At 61.8% G+C, this 14,887-nt stretch carries 18 protein-coding genes; 11 read left to right on the forward strand and 7 right to left on the reverse strand.

What is annotated here, in order from left to right; translation table 11 throughout:
- Positions 1 to 22: 22 nt before the first annotated feature.
- The 4 genes from ACODNH_RS13255 to ACODNH_RS13270 form a co-directional block, all read right to left on the reverse strand.
- Positions 23 to 913, reverse strand: coding sequence for an RNA-guided pseudouridylation complex pseudouridine synthase subunit Cbf5 (locus ACODNH_RS13255; protein WP_434530405.1), 891 nt, complete (start codon positions 911 to 913; stop codon positions 23 to 25).
- A 4-nt stretch (positions 914 to 917) separates the two neighbouring features.
- Positions 918 to 1,496, reverse strand: a complete 579-nt coding sequence (gene cmk / locus ACODNH_RS13260; RefSeq protein ID WP_306704855.1) for a (d)CMP kinase — start codon at positions 1,494 to 1,496, stop codon at positions 918 to 920.
- A gap of 45 nt (positions 1,497 to 1,541) precedes the next feature.
- The gene (locus ACODNH_RS13265; RefSeq protein ID WP_306704857.1) at positions 1,542 to 2,432 is read right to left on the reverse strand and encodes a DUF106 domain-containing protein; all 891 of its coding nucleotides are present in this window, start codon (positions 2,430 to 2,432) and stop codon (positions 1,542 to 1,544) included.
- An 87-nt stretch (positions 2,433 to 2,519) separates the two neighbouring features.
- The gene (locus tag ACODNH_RS13270) at positions 2,520 to 3,170 is read right to left on the reverse strand and encodes an adenylate kinase (RefSeq protein ID WP_434530406.1); all 651 of its coding nucleotides are present in this window, start codon (positions 3,168 to 3,170) and stop codon (positions 2,520 to 2,522) included.
- A 105-nt stretch (positions 3,171 to 3,275) separates the two neighbouring features.
- On the opposite strand from ACODNH_RS13270, the gene ACODNH_RS13275 reads away from it, so the two are divergent.
- A complete protein-coding gene (locus ACODNH_RS13275; RefSeq protein ID WP_306704862.1) occupies positions 3,276 to 3,719 on the forward strand; it encodes a peroxiredoxin in 444 nt (147 codons plus the stop codon).
- A 93-nt stretch (positions 3,720 to 3,812) separates the two neighbouring features.
- Here the strand turns inward: ACODNH_RS13275 and ACODNH_RS13280 are convergent, their stop codons facing one another.
- Positions 3,813 to 4,688, reverse strand: a complete 876-nt coding sequence (locus ACODNH_RS13280; RefSeq protein ID WP_434530407.1) for a homoserine kinase — start codon at positions 4,686 to 4,688, stop codon at positions 3,813 to 3,815.
- A 123-nt stretch (positions 4,689 to 4,811) separates the two neighbouring features.
- On the opposite strand from ACODNH_RS13280, the gene ACODNH_RS13285 reads away from it, so the two are divergent.
- Both ACODNH_RS13285 and ACODNH_RS13290 read left to right on the forward strand, forming a co-directional pair.
- Positions 4,812 to 7,040 (forward strand): histidine kinase N-terminal 7TM domain-containing protein, encoded by a 2,229-nt coding sequence (locus ACODNH_RS13285; RefSeq protein WP_434530408.1) that lies wholly within the window; start codon positions 4,812 to 4,814, stop codon positions 7,038 to 7,040.
- A gap of 11 nt (positions 7,041 to 7,051) precedes the next feature.
- Positions 7,052 to 8,413: an NAD(P)/FAD-dependent oxidoreductase gene (locus ACODNH_RS13290; protein ID WP_434530409.1), complete on the forward strand. Its 1,362-nt coding sequence runs from the start codon at positions 7,052 to 7,054 to the stop codon at positions 8,411 to 8,413.
- 102 nt (positions 8,414 to 8,515) lie between these two features.
- Here the strand turns inward: ACODNH_RS13290 and ACODNH_RS13295 are convergent, their stop codons facing one another.
- Positions 8,516 to 9,124, reverse strand: a complete 609-nt coding sequence (locus ACODNH_RS13295) for a DUF6149 family protein (protein WP_306704871.1) — start codon at positions 9,122 to 9,124, stop codon at positions 8,516 to 8,518.
- A gap of 131 nt (positions 9,125 to 9,255) precedes the next feature.
- Here ACODNH_RS13295 and ACODNH_RS13300 point away from each other — a divergent pair, with 131 nt between their 5' ends.
- Genes ACODNH_RS13300 through ACODNH_RS13310 form a run of 3 tightly spaced genes read left to right on the forward strand, consistent with a single transcriptional unit; the run spans position 9,256 to position 11,248 of the window.
- A complete protein-coding gene (locus ACODNH_RS13300; protein ID WP_306704873.1) occupies positions 9,256 to 10,506 on the forward strand; it encodes an NAD(P)/FAD-dependent oxidoreductase in 1,251 nt (416 codons plus the stop codon).
- Positions 10,507 to 10,554: 48 nt separating this feature from the next.
- Positions 10,555 to 10,779, forward strand: a complete 225-nt coding sequence (locus ACODNH_RS13305; RefSeq protein WP_306704875.1) for a hypothetical protein — start codon at positions 10,555 to 10,557, stop codon at positions 10,777 to 10,779.
- A gap of 52 nt (positions 10,780 to 10,831) precedes the next feature.
- Complete coding sequence (locus ACODNH_RS13310) at positions 10,832 to 11,248, forward strand: DUF7124 domain-containing protein (RefSeq protein WP_306704877.1); 417 nt, start codon at positions 10,832 to 10,834, stop codon at positions 11,246 to 11,248.
- Between the two features lie 28 nt (positions 11,249 to 11,276).
- Here the strand turns inward: ACODNH_RS13310 and ACODNH_RS13315 are convergent, their stop codons facing one another.
- The gene (locus ACODNH_RS13315) at positions 11,277 to 11,909 is read right to left on the reverse strand and encodes a hypothetical protein (protein WP_434530410.1); all 633 of its coding nucleotides are present in this window, start codon (positions 11,907 to 11,909) and stop codon (positions 11,277 to 11,279) included.
- A 15-nt stretch (positions 11,910 to 11,924) separates the two neighbouring features.
- Here ACODNH_RS13315 and ACODNH_RS13320 point away from each other — a divergent pair, with 15 nt between their 5' ends.
- The 5 genes from ACODNH_RS13320 (at position 11,925) to ACODNH_RS13340 (ending at position 14,758) form a co-directional block, all read left to right on the forward strand.
- Complete coding sequence (locus ACODNH_RS13320) at positions 11,925 to 12,170, forward strand: hypothetical protein (RefSeq protein WP_434530411.1); 246 nt, start codon at positions 11,925 to 11,927, stop codon at positions 12,168 to 12,170.
- A 97-nt stretch (positions 12,171 to 12,267) separates the two neighbouring features.
- Positions 12,268 to 13,041, forward strand: coding sequence for a hypothetical protein (locus ACODNH_RS13325; protein WP_306704882.1), 774 nt, complete (start codon positions 12,268 to 12,270; stop codon positions 13,039 to 13,041).
- Between the two features lie 54 nt (positions 13,042 to 13,095).
- The gene (locus ACODNH_RS13330) at positions 13,096 to 13,629 is read left to right on the forward strand and encodes a DUF5815 family protein (RefSeq protein ID WP_011224755.1); all 534 of its coding nucleotides are present in this window, start codon (positions 13,096 to 13,098) and stop codon (positions 13,627 to 13,629) included.
- A gap of 49 nt (positions 13,630 to 13,678) precedes the next feature.
- Complete coding sequence (locus ACODNH_RS13335) at positions 13,679 to 14,458, forward strand: hypothetical protein (protein WP_434530412.1); 780 nt, start codon at positions 13,679 to 13,681, stop codon at positions 14,456 to 14,458.
- A 69-nt stretch (positions 14,459 to 14,527) separates the two neighbouring features.
- Positions 14,528 to 14,758: a hypothetical protein gene (locus ACODNH_RS13340; protein WP_306704887.1), complete on the forward strand. Its 231-nt coding sequence runs from the start codon at positions 14,528 to 14,530 to the stop codon at positions 14,756 to 14,758.
- Positions 14,759 to 14,887 lie beyond the last annotated feature (129 nt).

Below are 14,887 nucleotides of genomic sequence, written 5' to 3' on the forward strand. Positions count from 1 at the left end.
GGGGCGGGTGGGTTCGCCGTTTTCACACCAACACGCGGTCGAGTTCGACAACGAGGCCGCTATCGGCGTCCGAGTCGCCGACGAGCGTCCCCAGGCAGACCGCAGCGCCGTCGGGAGTGACGGAGACGACTTGGGAATCCACCTCGGGTGTCGCTCCACCCACTTCCGCCGGCCCGGTCTCGATGACGCCCGGCGCGTACACCGGCGCGCCCTCGGCGACTTCACGGGCGGCGCTGGGCGCAATCGTGACCCGTGGCAGGTGGGACAGCGCGCGCTCTGCCGGCTGGATAATCTCCCGTAGTTGCGTTTCGTCCCCGTCTGCAGCAAAGGCCAGCGCGTCCACGAGTTCGTGCATCGTCGACAGCGACGCGTCGTCGAAGGTCCCCGTCGCCGTCCGGCGGAGGTCGCCCATATGTGCGCCGGTCCCCGCCGCCAGCCCGATATCGTGACACAGTTTCCGGATGTAGGTCCCCGAGGCGCACCGGACTCGCAGGAGCAGCCGGCGCTCGCCCTGTTCGAGGATATCCAGTGAGTGAATCCGGCGGGAACGCAACTGGCGCTTCACTGCGCTCTTTCGCGGTGGCTTCTGGTAAATGTCCGTCTCGAACTCGGCGACGATATCCGCGATATCGGCCGGAGCCTGGTCGTGGAGTTCGAGCACCGTCACGTACTCCTTGATGGCGTTGTCGAACACCTGGGCCATCCGAGCGGCATCACCGAGCAACACGGGCAGACAGCCCGTCACTTTCGGGTCGAGGGTTCCGCCGTGGGCGACCCGGTCTTGACCGGTGGCGTCGCGAATCCAGGCCGCGACCTGATGGGCCGACGGGCCCGGGGGTTTATCCAGGTTGACGACGCCGAACGAGCGAAGCGAATCAAGATCCCGTTCGTCGGGCGGGGCACGGAGTGTCATCGGCTCAGAACTCGTACCGGACGTTCTCGACCGGTGCCTTCCCCTCGTCGCCGTCGGAGCTGTACGATTCGACGGCGTGGAGCGTCACACTCAGCACGCCCTGTGGGTCCCAGCGGGCGGTGTTGACCGACAGGTCGTAGATAGAGAGGTCGTCGAAGTCGATGTCGTAGTAGTCGCTGTAACGCTGAGCCTCGCTCTCACCGCGTTCACGCGTCTCAGTCTTGGCCTGTTCGAAAGGCTTGTTCTCCCGCGTCGCGATGCGGTCGGCGCGCACGTCGAGCGGCGCGGTCAGCCACAGCTTTATATCGGCGTACTCACCCGCCATCCAGCCGGCGAGTCGAGACTCCAGCACGAGGTCGTCACGCTCGGCAGCAATGTCCCGCAGTCGACGGTCCAGATCGCGGTCGATCTGGTCGTCCTCCTCTGCGGCTTTGTTCAGTTCGAGCGGTGTCATCCCACGCTCCTCAGCCAGCGAGCGGAAGATGTCACCGCCGCTGACGTGCTCGTAGCTCAGGGCGTCGGCCAGGCTCTTGGCAAGTGTGCTCTTGCCGCTGCCGGCCGGGCCGGAGACGGTAATCAACATAGAGATGTTCGGGGGGCCCCAATAGAAAGGGCTGTCTCTTCGCGCCTATCCGGTCGGCGACGTCTCGACATTGAGCGCCTTCCGGATGATCTGGGTGAACGACAGCGAGCACAGGAAGTACCAGACAATCCACGCTTGGACTGGGCCGGCAACGCTGTTGCTCCACGCTTCGACTTCGCCGAAGATGGGGAGCGTAATCACCGGGCTCGCGTCGACGCCGGCTCCGAAGACAATCCAGTAGAGCCAGAGGAACAGCGGGATGTTGACCAGCATGATCCACACCATCGGGCGGAACTGCTGTTTGAACATCCCCATCTGGTCTGTCATCAGCTCCATCTGCTCGTCTTCGAGGCGGTCCAGCGCCTCCTGGTCGTCGCGTTCCTTTGCGGCTTTGCGACGCTCTTTGAGGTCTTCCATCTTCTCCTGATGGTCGCTCATCCCCGACATGTCCATGAGATTGTCCTGCAGAATCGTCGAGGTGGTTCCGGTGATAATCGCAAGCACCAGGATAACGACGTAAAACGGCAGCATATCGTTGAGCGGCCCGAGGACGATATTGATGACGTCGCCCGCAATAACGTCGCGGACTGAGGTCATGGAGTAGCCGGCAAACAGGCCGAGCGTTCCGAGGCCGGCGAGCTTGTCCCACTTCGACCAGCCACCGTCCTCATCATCATCGCTCGGTGCCGCATCAGACTCTTCGAGCGCCTCGCGGACGCCCTCGGGGTCGTCGATAACGAACCCCTCGCCGTCGGCGTCAATAAGCAGGCCGGACTCGATGAGCCGGCCCCACTCGCCGCTCGTGAGGTCGTCGCTCACGTCGCTCCAGGTGACGGTCCCGTTCTCTTCGGCCGCAGCGAGTACCGTCAAGAGCGCATCAGTCATTGCCTCGCCGTCTTCGGCGAGTCGTTCTACCTTCGGCGCGGTACGTGCCATTGTGTGTGCTTGAGGTGCGACGGCATATCAACGTTTTACTCTGACTGTCTCGACTGTCTCGACTTCGAACGGTAGTTCCGTCGCGTCTCAGGCCGTGTGTGCGTCGACAGCGTCCTGAATCTCGCTCCAGACTTCGTCGGGCGTCTGCTCGCCGTCGATGGCGACGAAGCCGTCGTGGTCCCCGTAGTGGTCGATGACCGGGGCAGTGTTGTCGTCGAACACGTCCAGTCGGTTGCGGACAGACTCTTCGTTGTCGTCGTCACGCTGGATGAGTTCGCCGCCACATTCGTCACAGACACCGTCCTCCTCGGGCTGATTGAACTCGACGTGGTAGTTCGTTCCGCAGTCGTCACAGACCCGTCGGCCCGTGAGTCGGTCGACCAGTTCCTCGCGGGACACGTCCAGCGAGAGGATCACATCGAGGTCGGTCATCCCTTCCAGTTCCTCGGCTTGTTCGAGGTTGCGCGGATAGCCGTCGAGCACGAACCCGTCGGCCTGCGAGAGGGCTTCATCGACGATAGCGTTGACTACCGCGTCCGGCACGAGGTCGCCCGCTTCCATGTATTCGCGGGGCGTGTCGTACTCGGTGTCCATGTCGCTGATATCCATGTCCTTGTTCGCCCGAAGGGCGTCACCAGTCGTGATGTGTTCGACGCCATACGCTTCGGCGAGGTTGGCGCTCTGGGTTCCTTTGCCGGCTCCCGGCGGCCCAACAATCAGGATTCGCGGATTCGACATAGTCAGCGTTTCCAAGGGGTCGGTTAAATGGTTGTCCAAATCATGCTGGCGGGTCACGCTGCCGCCACCCAAAGGTGTGTAGGCGTCCCGGGCCAATACGGGATCATGCTTGAACCCGGCACACCGGCTCCCGACATCAGGGCACAGAACCAGTTCGGTGAGACCGTCTCGCCCGACTTCGATGCGCCGACCGTGCTGTACTTCTATCCCGAAGATTTCACGGGCGGCTGTACCATTGAAGCCCGGGACTTCCAGGAACACCTCCCGCAGTTCCGTGAAGGCGGTATCACCGTCTACGGCGTCTCGATGGACGACGTGGCGACCCACGACGAGTTCGCAGAGGAGGAAGGACTGCTGTACGACCTGCTGGCCGACCCCGATGGGACCGTCGCCGAAGCGTTCGGCCTAGACACCAGCGGCGGCCGGACGGACCGCCGGACGTTCGTGCTGGCCGACGGCGAAATCAAGTCCGTCTACGACCCGGACCCCAAGGGCCACGCCGAGGCAGTGCTCCGAGACGTTCGCAACGAGTACGTGCAGGGCGGATAGACACGCTGCTTTCCGACTCACTCAGGAGCTGACACGACAGCCGGTACGGGCGGGGCCGTCCGGCTGTGTGACAGCGGCGGCGGACCGTCAGTCCTAGAACACTTCAGCGCCGCCGCCGATGCGCGTCTGATAGACGCGGGCGTCGACACCGCGTTCGCCGAAGGCGTCGAGCATCGTACTCGCAATCTTTCGGCGGTTTTCTTCGGCACACGCGGCGATGACTGTAGGACCGGCCCCAGAGATGGTGACGCCAGTCGCACCGGCCGCCAGCGCGGCCTCGCGGACCTGTTCGTAGCCGTCGATGAGTTTCGCGCGAGCCGGTGTCACCACGGTGTCGTGCATCCCCTGACCGACGAGTTCGGGGTCGTCGCGGTGCATCCCGGTCGTTAGCGCCGCGGCGTTACCCACTGTCTCTACCATCTGGTCGATGCGGGCAGTCTCTGGAACGACGTTACGCGCGTCCCGCGTCGAAACGACGATATCGGGCAGACACGCGACAAGCGGGATATCGGCGTCGACCTGTGTGACGCCTTTGTCGGTCGCGATGGTGAATCCGCCCATAATCGAGGGGGCGACGTTGTCGTCGTGGGCGTCTCCGGAGACAACAGCCTCGCCCTTGGCGGCGATAGGGACCAATTTCTCGCGGGAGTAGCCGCGGTCGTACAGTTCGTTCAGCCCGACGGCCGCTGCGGCGGCGCTGGCCGCGGAGGAGCCAAGCCCCGACGCGGGACGGACACCCTTGTCTATCTGAATGCGTGCCGGCGCATCGAGTGCGTCAGCGACCGCGCCGACGGTGTTCTTGTCGGGGTCCTCCGGGATATACTGGCTGCCAGCGCCGGTTACTTCGATGGTCACCCGGTCGGCTTTCTCCAGACGGACAACGTCGGCCGGACGCTCCAGTGCAACGCCGAACACGTCGAAGCCGCTCCCGAGGTTCGCACTGGTAGCCGGCGCCCGGACTGTCAGCATGCCTGCGAGTTTCAGCAGTGTAGGCAAAAAGGTAGCGAACCGACACTGTGGCCGTTTCCCAGTACTGAGAACGCGGCCCAAAGGCATAATGCTGGGAAACCTGACGTTGGAATAGGTATCGCTATGGATGTCGACATCGCCACGGTCGCCATCCTCGGGAACGCGGGTGGGGCGCTCATTGGTTTTGTAGTTGCGGTTATCGCCGGTCGAAACCGAGATGGCCCCGGTCATCGCCAGTACGGCTGGCTTGCGCTGGCTGGCGGATGCTGGTGTGCCATCTCCATTGTGAAAATCATGGCCGCTAGTCCTGAAGTGGTAGAGACGGCCTACGTGATAGCCCGAACCGTCTCCTCGCAGATAATCGCTATTTGGATTGTTTTTGTGCTTGTCTACACCGGTCGCCGCTCGTGGCTCCGCCCATCCCGCCTCATTCCGGTCCTCGTTATGGCGAACGCAGACGTGCTGCTGCTGTTGCTTGGTCAGGGCCGCTTCGGTCAGGCGACGGCTATCCCCATCACTCAGAACGGCGTGACGCTGCTCGCTGTTCAGCGTGGAGCTGCCTTCGCGGCTACTCTGGCAATCTCTTATATCCCGGCGCTGCTCGGGTACGGATTTCTCATTGAATTACTGTCACGTTCAGAAAACATCTACCGGCGTCAGACTGCGATAATCGGAGCCGGAGGTGCCTTACCGATGATTGTCGCCCTGCTGTATGACTTCGGATACACGCCCCATCCCGTTATCGATTTCACCCCGGTTGTGTTCGCCGTCAGTATGCTGTTTGTCGGCTGGGCGCTATTCAGGGACAAATCCCTGTCTGTGACGACGCTGTCGGGTGATACCCTCGTCGACAACCTCCCCGACCCGGTCATCGCGCTCAACGACGACTGCGTTATTATCGATTACAACGCCGCGGCGGCCAGCACGCTGGATCACCCGGACCCTGACGGAGAGCCACTCGACGACCTTGCCCCAGAGCTCGTTGGCCACATCGAGCGCGGCGAAGTATTCTCGTTTGGGGATTCATTCACCTACTACAACCCACAGACGACGAGCCTTACCGATCAGTCCGGGACGGAGCGCGGTCGCCTCGTCGTGCTCAGGGATGTCACCGGACAACAGCGCCGGCAGGACCGACTCGAAGCGTTACAGGCCGCGACCCAGCAGTTCATTGAAGCAGAGACCGCCGAGGAAGTCTCGGAGATGGCCGTCGAGTTCGCGACGGCCGTTCTCGACCAGAACGCGGCGGGCGTGTTTCTCGAAGATAATAACGTTCTTGAACCGGCTGTCATCAGCGAGACGATCGAAAATAACGTCGAGGAAGAACTGCTGTACGGGTCGCCGACGGACGAGCCCGAAAGCAAACTCTGGAAGACGTACGAAAGTGGTGAGATACAGACTGTCACGCTCGAGCAGGACGGACTCGAACACATCGACAACGCGCTTATGCTGCCGCTTGGCGCCCACGGCGTGATGGCAATCACCGCATACGGTAGCACCTTCGCTACGGAAGACAGGCGATACGCTGCGATTCTCGCACAGACGACGCAGGTGGCTCTCGACCAGGTCAAGCGCGAGCGCGAACTCCGCCAGAGTCGGAGTTCGGTCCAGCGACGCCGCGAACAGATAGAGTTCTTCAACGGCATCCTCAGACACTCGCTACACAACGCGATGGTCGTCATTCGCGGCCGCGCGGAGCACATCAGGGACGATGTCCCGCCACCGAAACAGCGGCATCTCGACAGCATCAGCGACTGGTGTGGGAAGCTCACGGAAATGAGCGAAACGATCCGGGACATCAACAACACGGTGACAGCGAGCGAAGCCGAGCGGCTGGATACCGTCGACCTCAACGCCACGCTCCGTCGCTCAATTGAGTTGCTCCGGGTCGAGTACGATTCGGTATCGGTTTCCTGCGAACTGGACGAGGACTACAGCGTGCAGGCGAACGAACTGCTCGAAGAGGTCCTCTTGAGCATCCTCCGGAACGCGGTCGACCACAACAGCGCTGACACCCCGCAGGTATCCATATTGGTCCAGCAGGCCGGTGACTGGCTCCAAGTCCGCATCGCTGACGACGGCCCGGGCATGAGTGACGAATTAAAAACGAAAGTGTTCGAGCGCGGGCTCTCGCCCGACCAGACCGCCGACGGGTTCGGTCTCTACTTCGTCTCGGTCATGATGGAGCTGTACAGCGGGACGCTCTGGTTCGAAGACAACCACCCGACGGGGACGGTCGCTGTTCTCGAATTCCGGCAGGCGGTGACGGCCGGCGAGGCCGAAGACAACCCACAGCCCGACGACACCGAGACGGCGGCGACCGAAGCGCAAACTAAATCCCACAACCGCTGATAGGTCGGGGTATGATTGGCGTCGTCGGTGGCGGTATCGCCGGCCTCTCAGCAGCGTACCGGCTCCAGCAACGTGGCCACGAGGTTCGTGTGTTCGAAGCGAGTGAGGACCTCGGCGGCCTAGCAGCGACCTACGAGACGGCCGGGGACCCCATCGAGAAATTCTATCACCATCTCTCGAAATCTGAGGAAACAATCGTCGACCTCGCCGAGGAACTGGGCCTCGGTGACGCGGTCGAGTGGCACATCGGAGAGAACGCCTACTACGTCGACGGCGTCGTCCACCCCATGGACAAGCCCTGGGAAATTCTCTCGTATCCGCACCTCTCGCTGTATGATACGTTCCGGCTGGGCATGCTCGTCCTCGATATCGACGTTCGCGGCGGCATCCCTTCTTTCGACACCTACGAGCGACTGGAGGACTTCGAGGACGTGCCTATCGAGGAGTTCGTCGTCGAGCACACCTCGCGGGGCGTCTACGAGAACTTCTTCGAGCCGCTGCTCGACGCGAAGTTCGGCGACCGGAAAGACGACGTGAGCGCGGCGTGGCTGCTCGGCCGTGTCAAGTTCCGCGGCGAGCGGGACATCCTGAACGGCGAGATTCTGGGCTACTTCGACGGCGGATTCGGCCGGTTACTCGACGCGCTGGTCGACGCCGTCGGCCGCGACAATATTGTCACTGACACGCGCGTCTCCGAAGTCGATACGAGCGGCGGGACTGTCTCGTCGCTGACGGCCACGGACGGAACCGGGACGACGGTTCACGATGTTGACAGCGTCGTTGTCGCGACGATGCCGAACGTACTGGAAGCCCTGACCGGCTACACCTGTGACATCGATTTTCAGGGGACAGTGTGTTCGGTCATTAGCATGGACGAACCCCTGCTGGATACGTACTGGCTGAACATTGCCGATGAGGCCCCCTTCGGCGCGCTCATCGAACACACGAACTTCGTTTCCGCGGAGCGGTACGGCGGCGAGCATCTGCTGTACGTCGCCCGCTACATTCAGGACGAATCCGAAGCCATCTGGAACCAGAGCGACGACGAGGTCGCCGAGACCTGGCTGCAGGGCATTGAATCCCTCTTCCCCGAGTTCGACCGCGATGCTGTCAACTGGATTCGGACGGGCCGCAACCCCCGGACAGCCCCGGTGTACGAGCGCGGCTATCTTGACATGGTCATTCCATACGACCTGGGCGATGCCGTCGCGGACGGCCTCTACTACGCCGGGATGGCCTCGCGTGCCCAGTACCCGGAGCGCTCGCTCAACGGCGGTATCGTCGCGGGCTTCGAGTGTGCCGACCGCATCGCACGCGACCCGTCTGCGGCGACGAAAACCGACGATTCGCCGCTTTCGGAAGCCCAACGCTGAGCGTTTTCTGCCCGAACCGATAGTTTACCCTCCGGCCACGTGTCGGCCGACTCTTCTGATTACGGCTGATACAGAAAAACACGTCTTCGGCCGCCGCTCGGCTCAGTCGCCGGCCGCGCTTTCCACGTCGTCCTCGTCGATGACCGGCGCGTCGGTCGGGCTCACGTCGTCCGGTTCCTCGCGGCCGCCGCCGACGACCATCTCCCCGTCCTCGGTTTCGACGTAAACGTCGTCGGCAAAGCCACCGACGGCGTGGGGATGTTCCGGCTCGTCCAGTCGCTCTGGTGTCGACGGCGCATCGGCGACGCCGTCGGCCGGCCGGAACGCCCCGAGCGGGTCGTCGATGGTGATGCCGTGCGCGTCGAAGAAGTCCGCGTACCGCTCGTAGTGGGCTTCGAGTTCGTCAGCCGGGAACTCCATCATCTCCGTCCAGCCGTGGTTGTAGAAGTCGAAGTTCGCCTGAATGTGAGTGATTTCCCGAGCCTCGGCCTCCGAGTAGTCTGCCTGCAGCGCGGCCACGTAGGTGTCCATCGTGGCGTCGAAGAAATCATCGAGGTGGTCGCGCCGCTCCTCTCGGTGAGCCTCGTCAGCCTTCCCGAGGAAGATCTTGGTGTGGAGTTTCACCAGCCCGTAGTTGGCCACCGACCGGACACCGGGTGTGGTCAGCGCCTTCTTGCTTGCCCAGTGGCGCGGGTTCTGGTAGATTTTCATTTCAGTATCGGATACGGGCCCCAGCGCCTTCAAATCCCCGACTATCGGTGTCTTCAGCTGTGTTCACCTCGCTATCGGAAACGATACGCAGATAGCAATCCACATTAAGCCCGATTTCGTATCGGCCGTACATGAGCACGTCGCACGTAATCATCGGTGACGGCATCGCGGGTGCGTCCGCAGCCGAGACAATCCGGGAAGCGGACCCGGACGCGTCGGTCACAGTCCTGACCGACGAGGGGGAGGCACTGTATAACCGGATCCTGATCAAGGAGTTCGCCAAGGGGAAGCTGCCGGAAGCGCCGATCTCGATCCACGAGCCGGAGTGGTACGACGAGCGCGACATCGACCTCCAGTTGAACACCCACGTGACGAACATCGATCCCGATGCTCACGAGATCCAGACTCACGAGGGAGACACCTACGAATACGACAAGCTGCTGGTTGCCACGGGTGGGACGCCGGCCCAGGTCCCGGTCGAGAACAGTGATGCCGACGGCATCCACCACTTCTGGACGTTCCAGGACGCGCGTGGCATCCGTGAGCACGCTGACGAGGCCGACCAGGGTATCATCGTTGGGGCTGGACTGCTCGGCATCGACCTCGCGGCGGTCTGTGCCGCACAGGAAATTGACGCGAAGTACCTGATGCGTGGCAACCGCTGGTGGCGCTACGCGCTCTCGGAGGAGGGCGCAGAGATCATCCACGAGGCGCTCGAAGAGAACGGCGTCGAACCCGTTTTCGAGTCCGGTGTCGACCACTTCGAGGTCGACGACGACGGCAAAGTCACCGGTGCGGTCGACCCTGATGGCAACCACTACGACGGCGAATGGGCCGGCGTCGCCATTGGTCTCGACTTCAACACCGAGTTCCTCAACGGGACCGGGCTTGAACTCGACGACGGCATCGTCGTTGACGAGTACATGCAGACAAACATTGAGGACATCTACGCTGCGGGTGACCTCACCAAGTTCTACGACACCATCCTCAACTCTCAGGCGCAAAACGGCGCGTGGGGCTCGGCCAAGGAGCAAGGGTCGGTTGCCGGGACCAACATGGTCGCGGACGCCGAAGAAAAGGAGTTCCGCTGGGTCTCCTCGTACTCCATCACGCACTTTGACTTCCCGTTCCTTTCCTTCGGTCACCCGACCCGTGGCGACGACGAGGCCGAGCGGAAGTACTCCGACAGCGAGTGGCGGCGCCTCGCTTTCGAGGACGGACAGCTCATCGGCGGCGTGCTGATCGGCGACCTCTCACAGCAGTCGACGTTCAAGAAGCTCATCCGCCAGGAGCGCCAGGTCGCAGACAAGAAGGAACTACTGCTCGAAAAGGAAGTGGACCTCGAAGAAGTGAAGGCGCAGACGCCTGCGCCGGCCGAATAAGGCCTGCCGACACCGATATTTTTACGCGCTGCGGACGTAGTCACACGTATGCGTACCGCCCTTTCCCGCGTCGTTGCTTGGTTCATCCACCGTAGCGGCCAGTCGGGTGAGGCAGACGAGACAGGCGATGAGAGCGGCAGCTTCACCGGCTCGCTACTCGATGCGTCGGTCAATCGAGGCCACGGTCAGGGCGACCCACAGGCCGCCAGCGAGATGGCGGCGGTTCAAGAGGAAGCGGACCGACTCACACAGGCGGACCAGCATCGCGAGTAACTGCTGACGGGAGAACGACGCTCTTTTTTCGCCCTAAAGCGGAGAGTCGCGTATGGATGGCGGCAGCGGCGATATGACACTCGCGTTCGACCTCGACGCCCTCAAGCAACTGGCCTACCCGGACAGCGTGTTCAACGACGCGCGCCAGTGGTCCGAGTACGTCGGCGTCATCTCCGAACAGCCCACCTACGTCGTGACTAACTTTACCCGGAAACACCGGATCAGACAGGACTTCTTCTCGGGGCCGCGCGGCCGCGAGGAGAGCCTCGAAAACGTCAAAGAGCAGTTCGACACTGACCGGCACGTCTTCGTCGGCGCTGACGACGAGGATGCCGATCTCGCCGAGGCGGCGGGCTGGGAGTACCTCCCCGTCACGCAGGCCGCGGAGGCGGCCGACTGGGACCTCGGCGAACCGGAGACGCCGGACGCGACAACTGACGAGGATGAGCAGCGCGACGACTGGCCGTAAGCGGCGTAGTCCCGCTGTCGGCGGGAATCTACGATTCGACGAGTTTTATATTTTCTCGGAGAGCGACTGAAGATATGGCCCTCCAGATCGGCGATGCCTTGCGTAGCGGTCTCGATACCCTTCTCAGCGAGGATGGACTCCTGATTACGGGGGTTTTCCTCCTGTTCAACCTCGGGAACACTGTCGCAAGCTCCACATTTACAGCGGCACTGTTCGACGAAATGATGAACATGGGCGGCCCCGCTGGGCCGGGGAGCGTTGCGGGAGCAGGTGCACCGGGATTCTCGGTGTCGGATTTCACCGGGCCATTCAGCCTTGATGTTGCAATGCCGGTCGCCGTCGTGATGGTTCTCCTGTTTCTGCTCATCGGCCAACTCATCAAGTTCTGGGGGATCAGGCTGTTCGCGGAGCCACGGGAAATCATGGATGAGAATACGTCTGATAGAGCCGTTATGGCTGTTGTCCTCGGCGGCGGTGTCGCGGTTCTCACGTTTGCGCTTTCGATGAGTTCGTCCGCACTGAATGCCAGTGGGCGTCCGCTGTTGGGAGGACTGGCCGGGCTTGTTGGTGGTCTCCTCTCTCGGTCGTCGGCCTTGCACTCGTCTACCTGCTGCAGTCGATTGCCCTGTACGACGGCGGCTACGTCGCGACACTCAAGCACTCCGTCGCGCGGTTCATGGACGCCCCCGCACAAATCATCGTCTTGCTGTTCCTCTTGGCGCTTCTCGGCATTATTCCAGGCATTCCTTCTACGGCGTCCGTCGTATCAATGGTCCTCCCCGGCACATTCAACCTCCCCTCTCAGTCGGTCCTGCAGGTCGTCTCGATGGTACTGAACGCACCGGTGCAGGCGTTTAGTCTCGCAGTGATTACGGACGCATACCTGCAGGTGCGGGCGGATCAGGACGACGACGGGTTCTGAGGGTTGGGCGTGAGTACTCCCCGGCCACCGGTTTCGGGCTTTCGTTCACGCCAAAATATTCATTCAGTTTTATATTTCAGCGGTTAGGGTGGTGTGTATGGCCCTCCAAATCGGCCGTGCCTTCCAAGACGGTATCGACGAACTACTCAGCGAGCGTGGAGCAATATTTGCCGGCGCATTCATCGTGTACGGACTAGTCAGTTCTGTTGTCTATGCGTCACTTTCGCGGGCATTTACAGAACTGTTTCTCGGACAACTGCCGAGCGACGTACAGGTAAGTCAGGCAGCAATGGCTGGTGGTACTCCACTGGCACTCGACCTGCCGCTTGCAGTTGCTGGCGTCGGTGCGCTTGTGCTGTTTGTGGTCAATGAGGCGCTAAATATTGTCGCGATCCGTGCTTTTGCCAGCGACGACCGTGAGCCGATTCCCGACAATGTGGGCCGACGGCTCGGCAAGACCGTTGCAATCGCGATCGCAGCCGGCATTCTCACCAGTCTCGCGGTGGGTATCGGTATTATTCTGCTTATCATCCCCGGACTGTTGTTTGCACTCTTGTTCTTCTTTGTCCGACAAGAGATTGCGCTGAACGATAGCGGAATCGCCGAATCAATCGGTAACAGTGTCAGCATCGTCATTGACAACCTCCTCGCGACGTTTGTTCTGGCCATTGTGCTCGCGGTGCTCGGAATCGTTCTCGGAGGTGCCTTCAGCTTCCTCCCGGTCTCGTTGCCGCCGATGGTCCTGGTGACGGTCTCTACTGTCTTCTCAGGTGTTGTCAGCGTCTTCTCCATCGCTGTAATGACCGTGGCGTACCTCCAGGTGACCGACCTCGACCATACACAGGAAACAGAGTCCATCGGCGGACTCTGAGCCGCTGTAGTTTGTATCGCGGCCTTTAACCACGAGAGCGACCAATCACAAGCAATGGCTGAACCGCGCGTGCCCGGCGGGCGCGAGTCCGAACTCGAACTGGCCTGTGGCGAACTCGTCGACACGCATGACCTCCATCTGGGGATGCGGGAGTTCGCGTGTGACTGCGGGCAGACTCACGGCGTCGTGCTAGACCCGCACCCACTAGCACGGTTCGTTCCGGAGTTTCTCACTGAGGTGCTACACGCGACTATCGAGACCAATGACGACTACGACGAGTTCACCACCGTCCATCTGATGGGCGTCGTCATGGAGGAGTTCCCCGAGAAGGTCGTCGCCGCCGACACCAGCGAGGATGGGTCGGTCGGCTTCTCGCTGGCATGGGTGAGTGACTTCGACTCCCGCCGTCTTCACGAAATCGTCGTCGAACTGCTCGTGGAACTGATGGAACACGCTATCAGCCACGCCGAGGACGACGACGTGATGGCGGAGTTCGAGGAGCAGATGCTCCAGTTCGACGTTGACGCATTTGTTGAGCAGTACCGCGACGAGCGGAACTTTGACGGCCGATCTGATACCGCGATCTGAGGGCGACTGCGACCTGCATACTTAGTAGCGCTGGCTCGCATACCCACGCATGGCGGGTCGTATCGCGGTCCTGCTTGTGCTCTTACTTTGTGCGGGCTGTGGAGCCTTCGGTGGGGCGGAGCGACAGACGGTGACGCCAGTTCCGGTCCCTGAGCAGTCACAGGACGGCCGGTCCGACCCCGCCGTGACTGAGGACGCTGTCGATGCCAGGCGACTTGCGGCGGCCCATCGGCGTGCGACCCAGAACCGCTCGTACGTGCTTGGAATGCGACTGTCGCTGGAGTGGGGAACACAGATCGTTTCGCTTGTCGTCGAAGACAAGTACCGCTACCAGTTCCGAACCGAAATCATCAACAAGAATTACACCAAGCGAGTGTATAACAACCCCAACCGACGCTACGTCTACGACGAGCGAGCCGAGGGGGCCTGGACCGCAACGCGGCGGCCAACCCCGGTCAGTGGGGTACTCGACCCCGACCCCGCTCGACTCATCGAAGCCTACCTCGCGACGAACGTCAGCGTCGACCGTCCGAGAGACGATTGTGACACCTGTAGCGTGACGCTCACGGCTACGGAGCCGCCGGCGGCGTTCAAACCGGCCAACAATTACAGCGTTCGGGCAACTGTTCGGCCGGATGGCCTCGTCCAGTCGCTCACCGTCTCGTACTGGGACCGCTCCAGAAAGGCGCCGGTCAGCTACGAAATCCGGTACTCCGCGGTCGGCGATACAACCGTCTCCCGGCCGGCGTGGGTCCGACAGCGCTGGGGGAACGCGACAGACAGCGACCCTGAACTGTCCGACAGTCAGGGACATGCCGCCGTCGGCTGATTTCCCGAAATCTGCCGTCTGACTGTTGTCTGACGGTGTTATATGGTTGAAGCGGTGTTGTAACTGTGTATGGCTATACGTGAGGGAGAGTTCGAGCTCATTCTGTCAGTGCTCGAAGAAGCCGACGCTGACGGCACACTGACGGCACGCGAAATCTGTGACCTGCTCGAAGAACACGACGAGGCGTTCGGGAGCGCCCACCGTGTTGCGACAGTCCTTGGCCGTCGTGCCCAGTCCGGTGAGGTCGAGGTCATTCAGGGCCAGCCCTACCGGTATCGCGTTCCAGACCGCGACAACTGACTGTTCTCAGCGCCGCTACCGTCTGTCTGCTGTACCGAGACTCGTCTGTAAGATAGCCGACTATGTGACGGACATACATTACGATATTCGAAATTAGGCTTCGAGCTTCGCATTGTTTCGCCGGGCTTA

Source organism: Haloarcula sp. NS06, from assembly GCF_051122755.1.
Lineage (GTDB): Archaea > Halobacteriota > Halobacteria > Halobacteriales > Haloarculaceae > Haloarcula.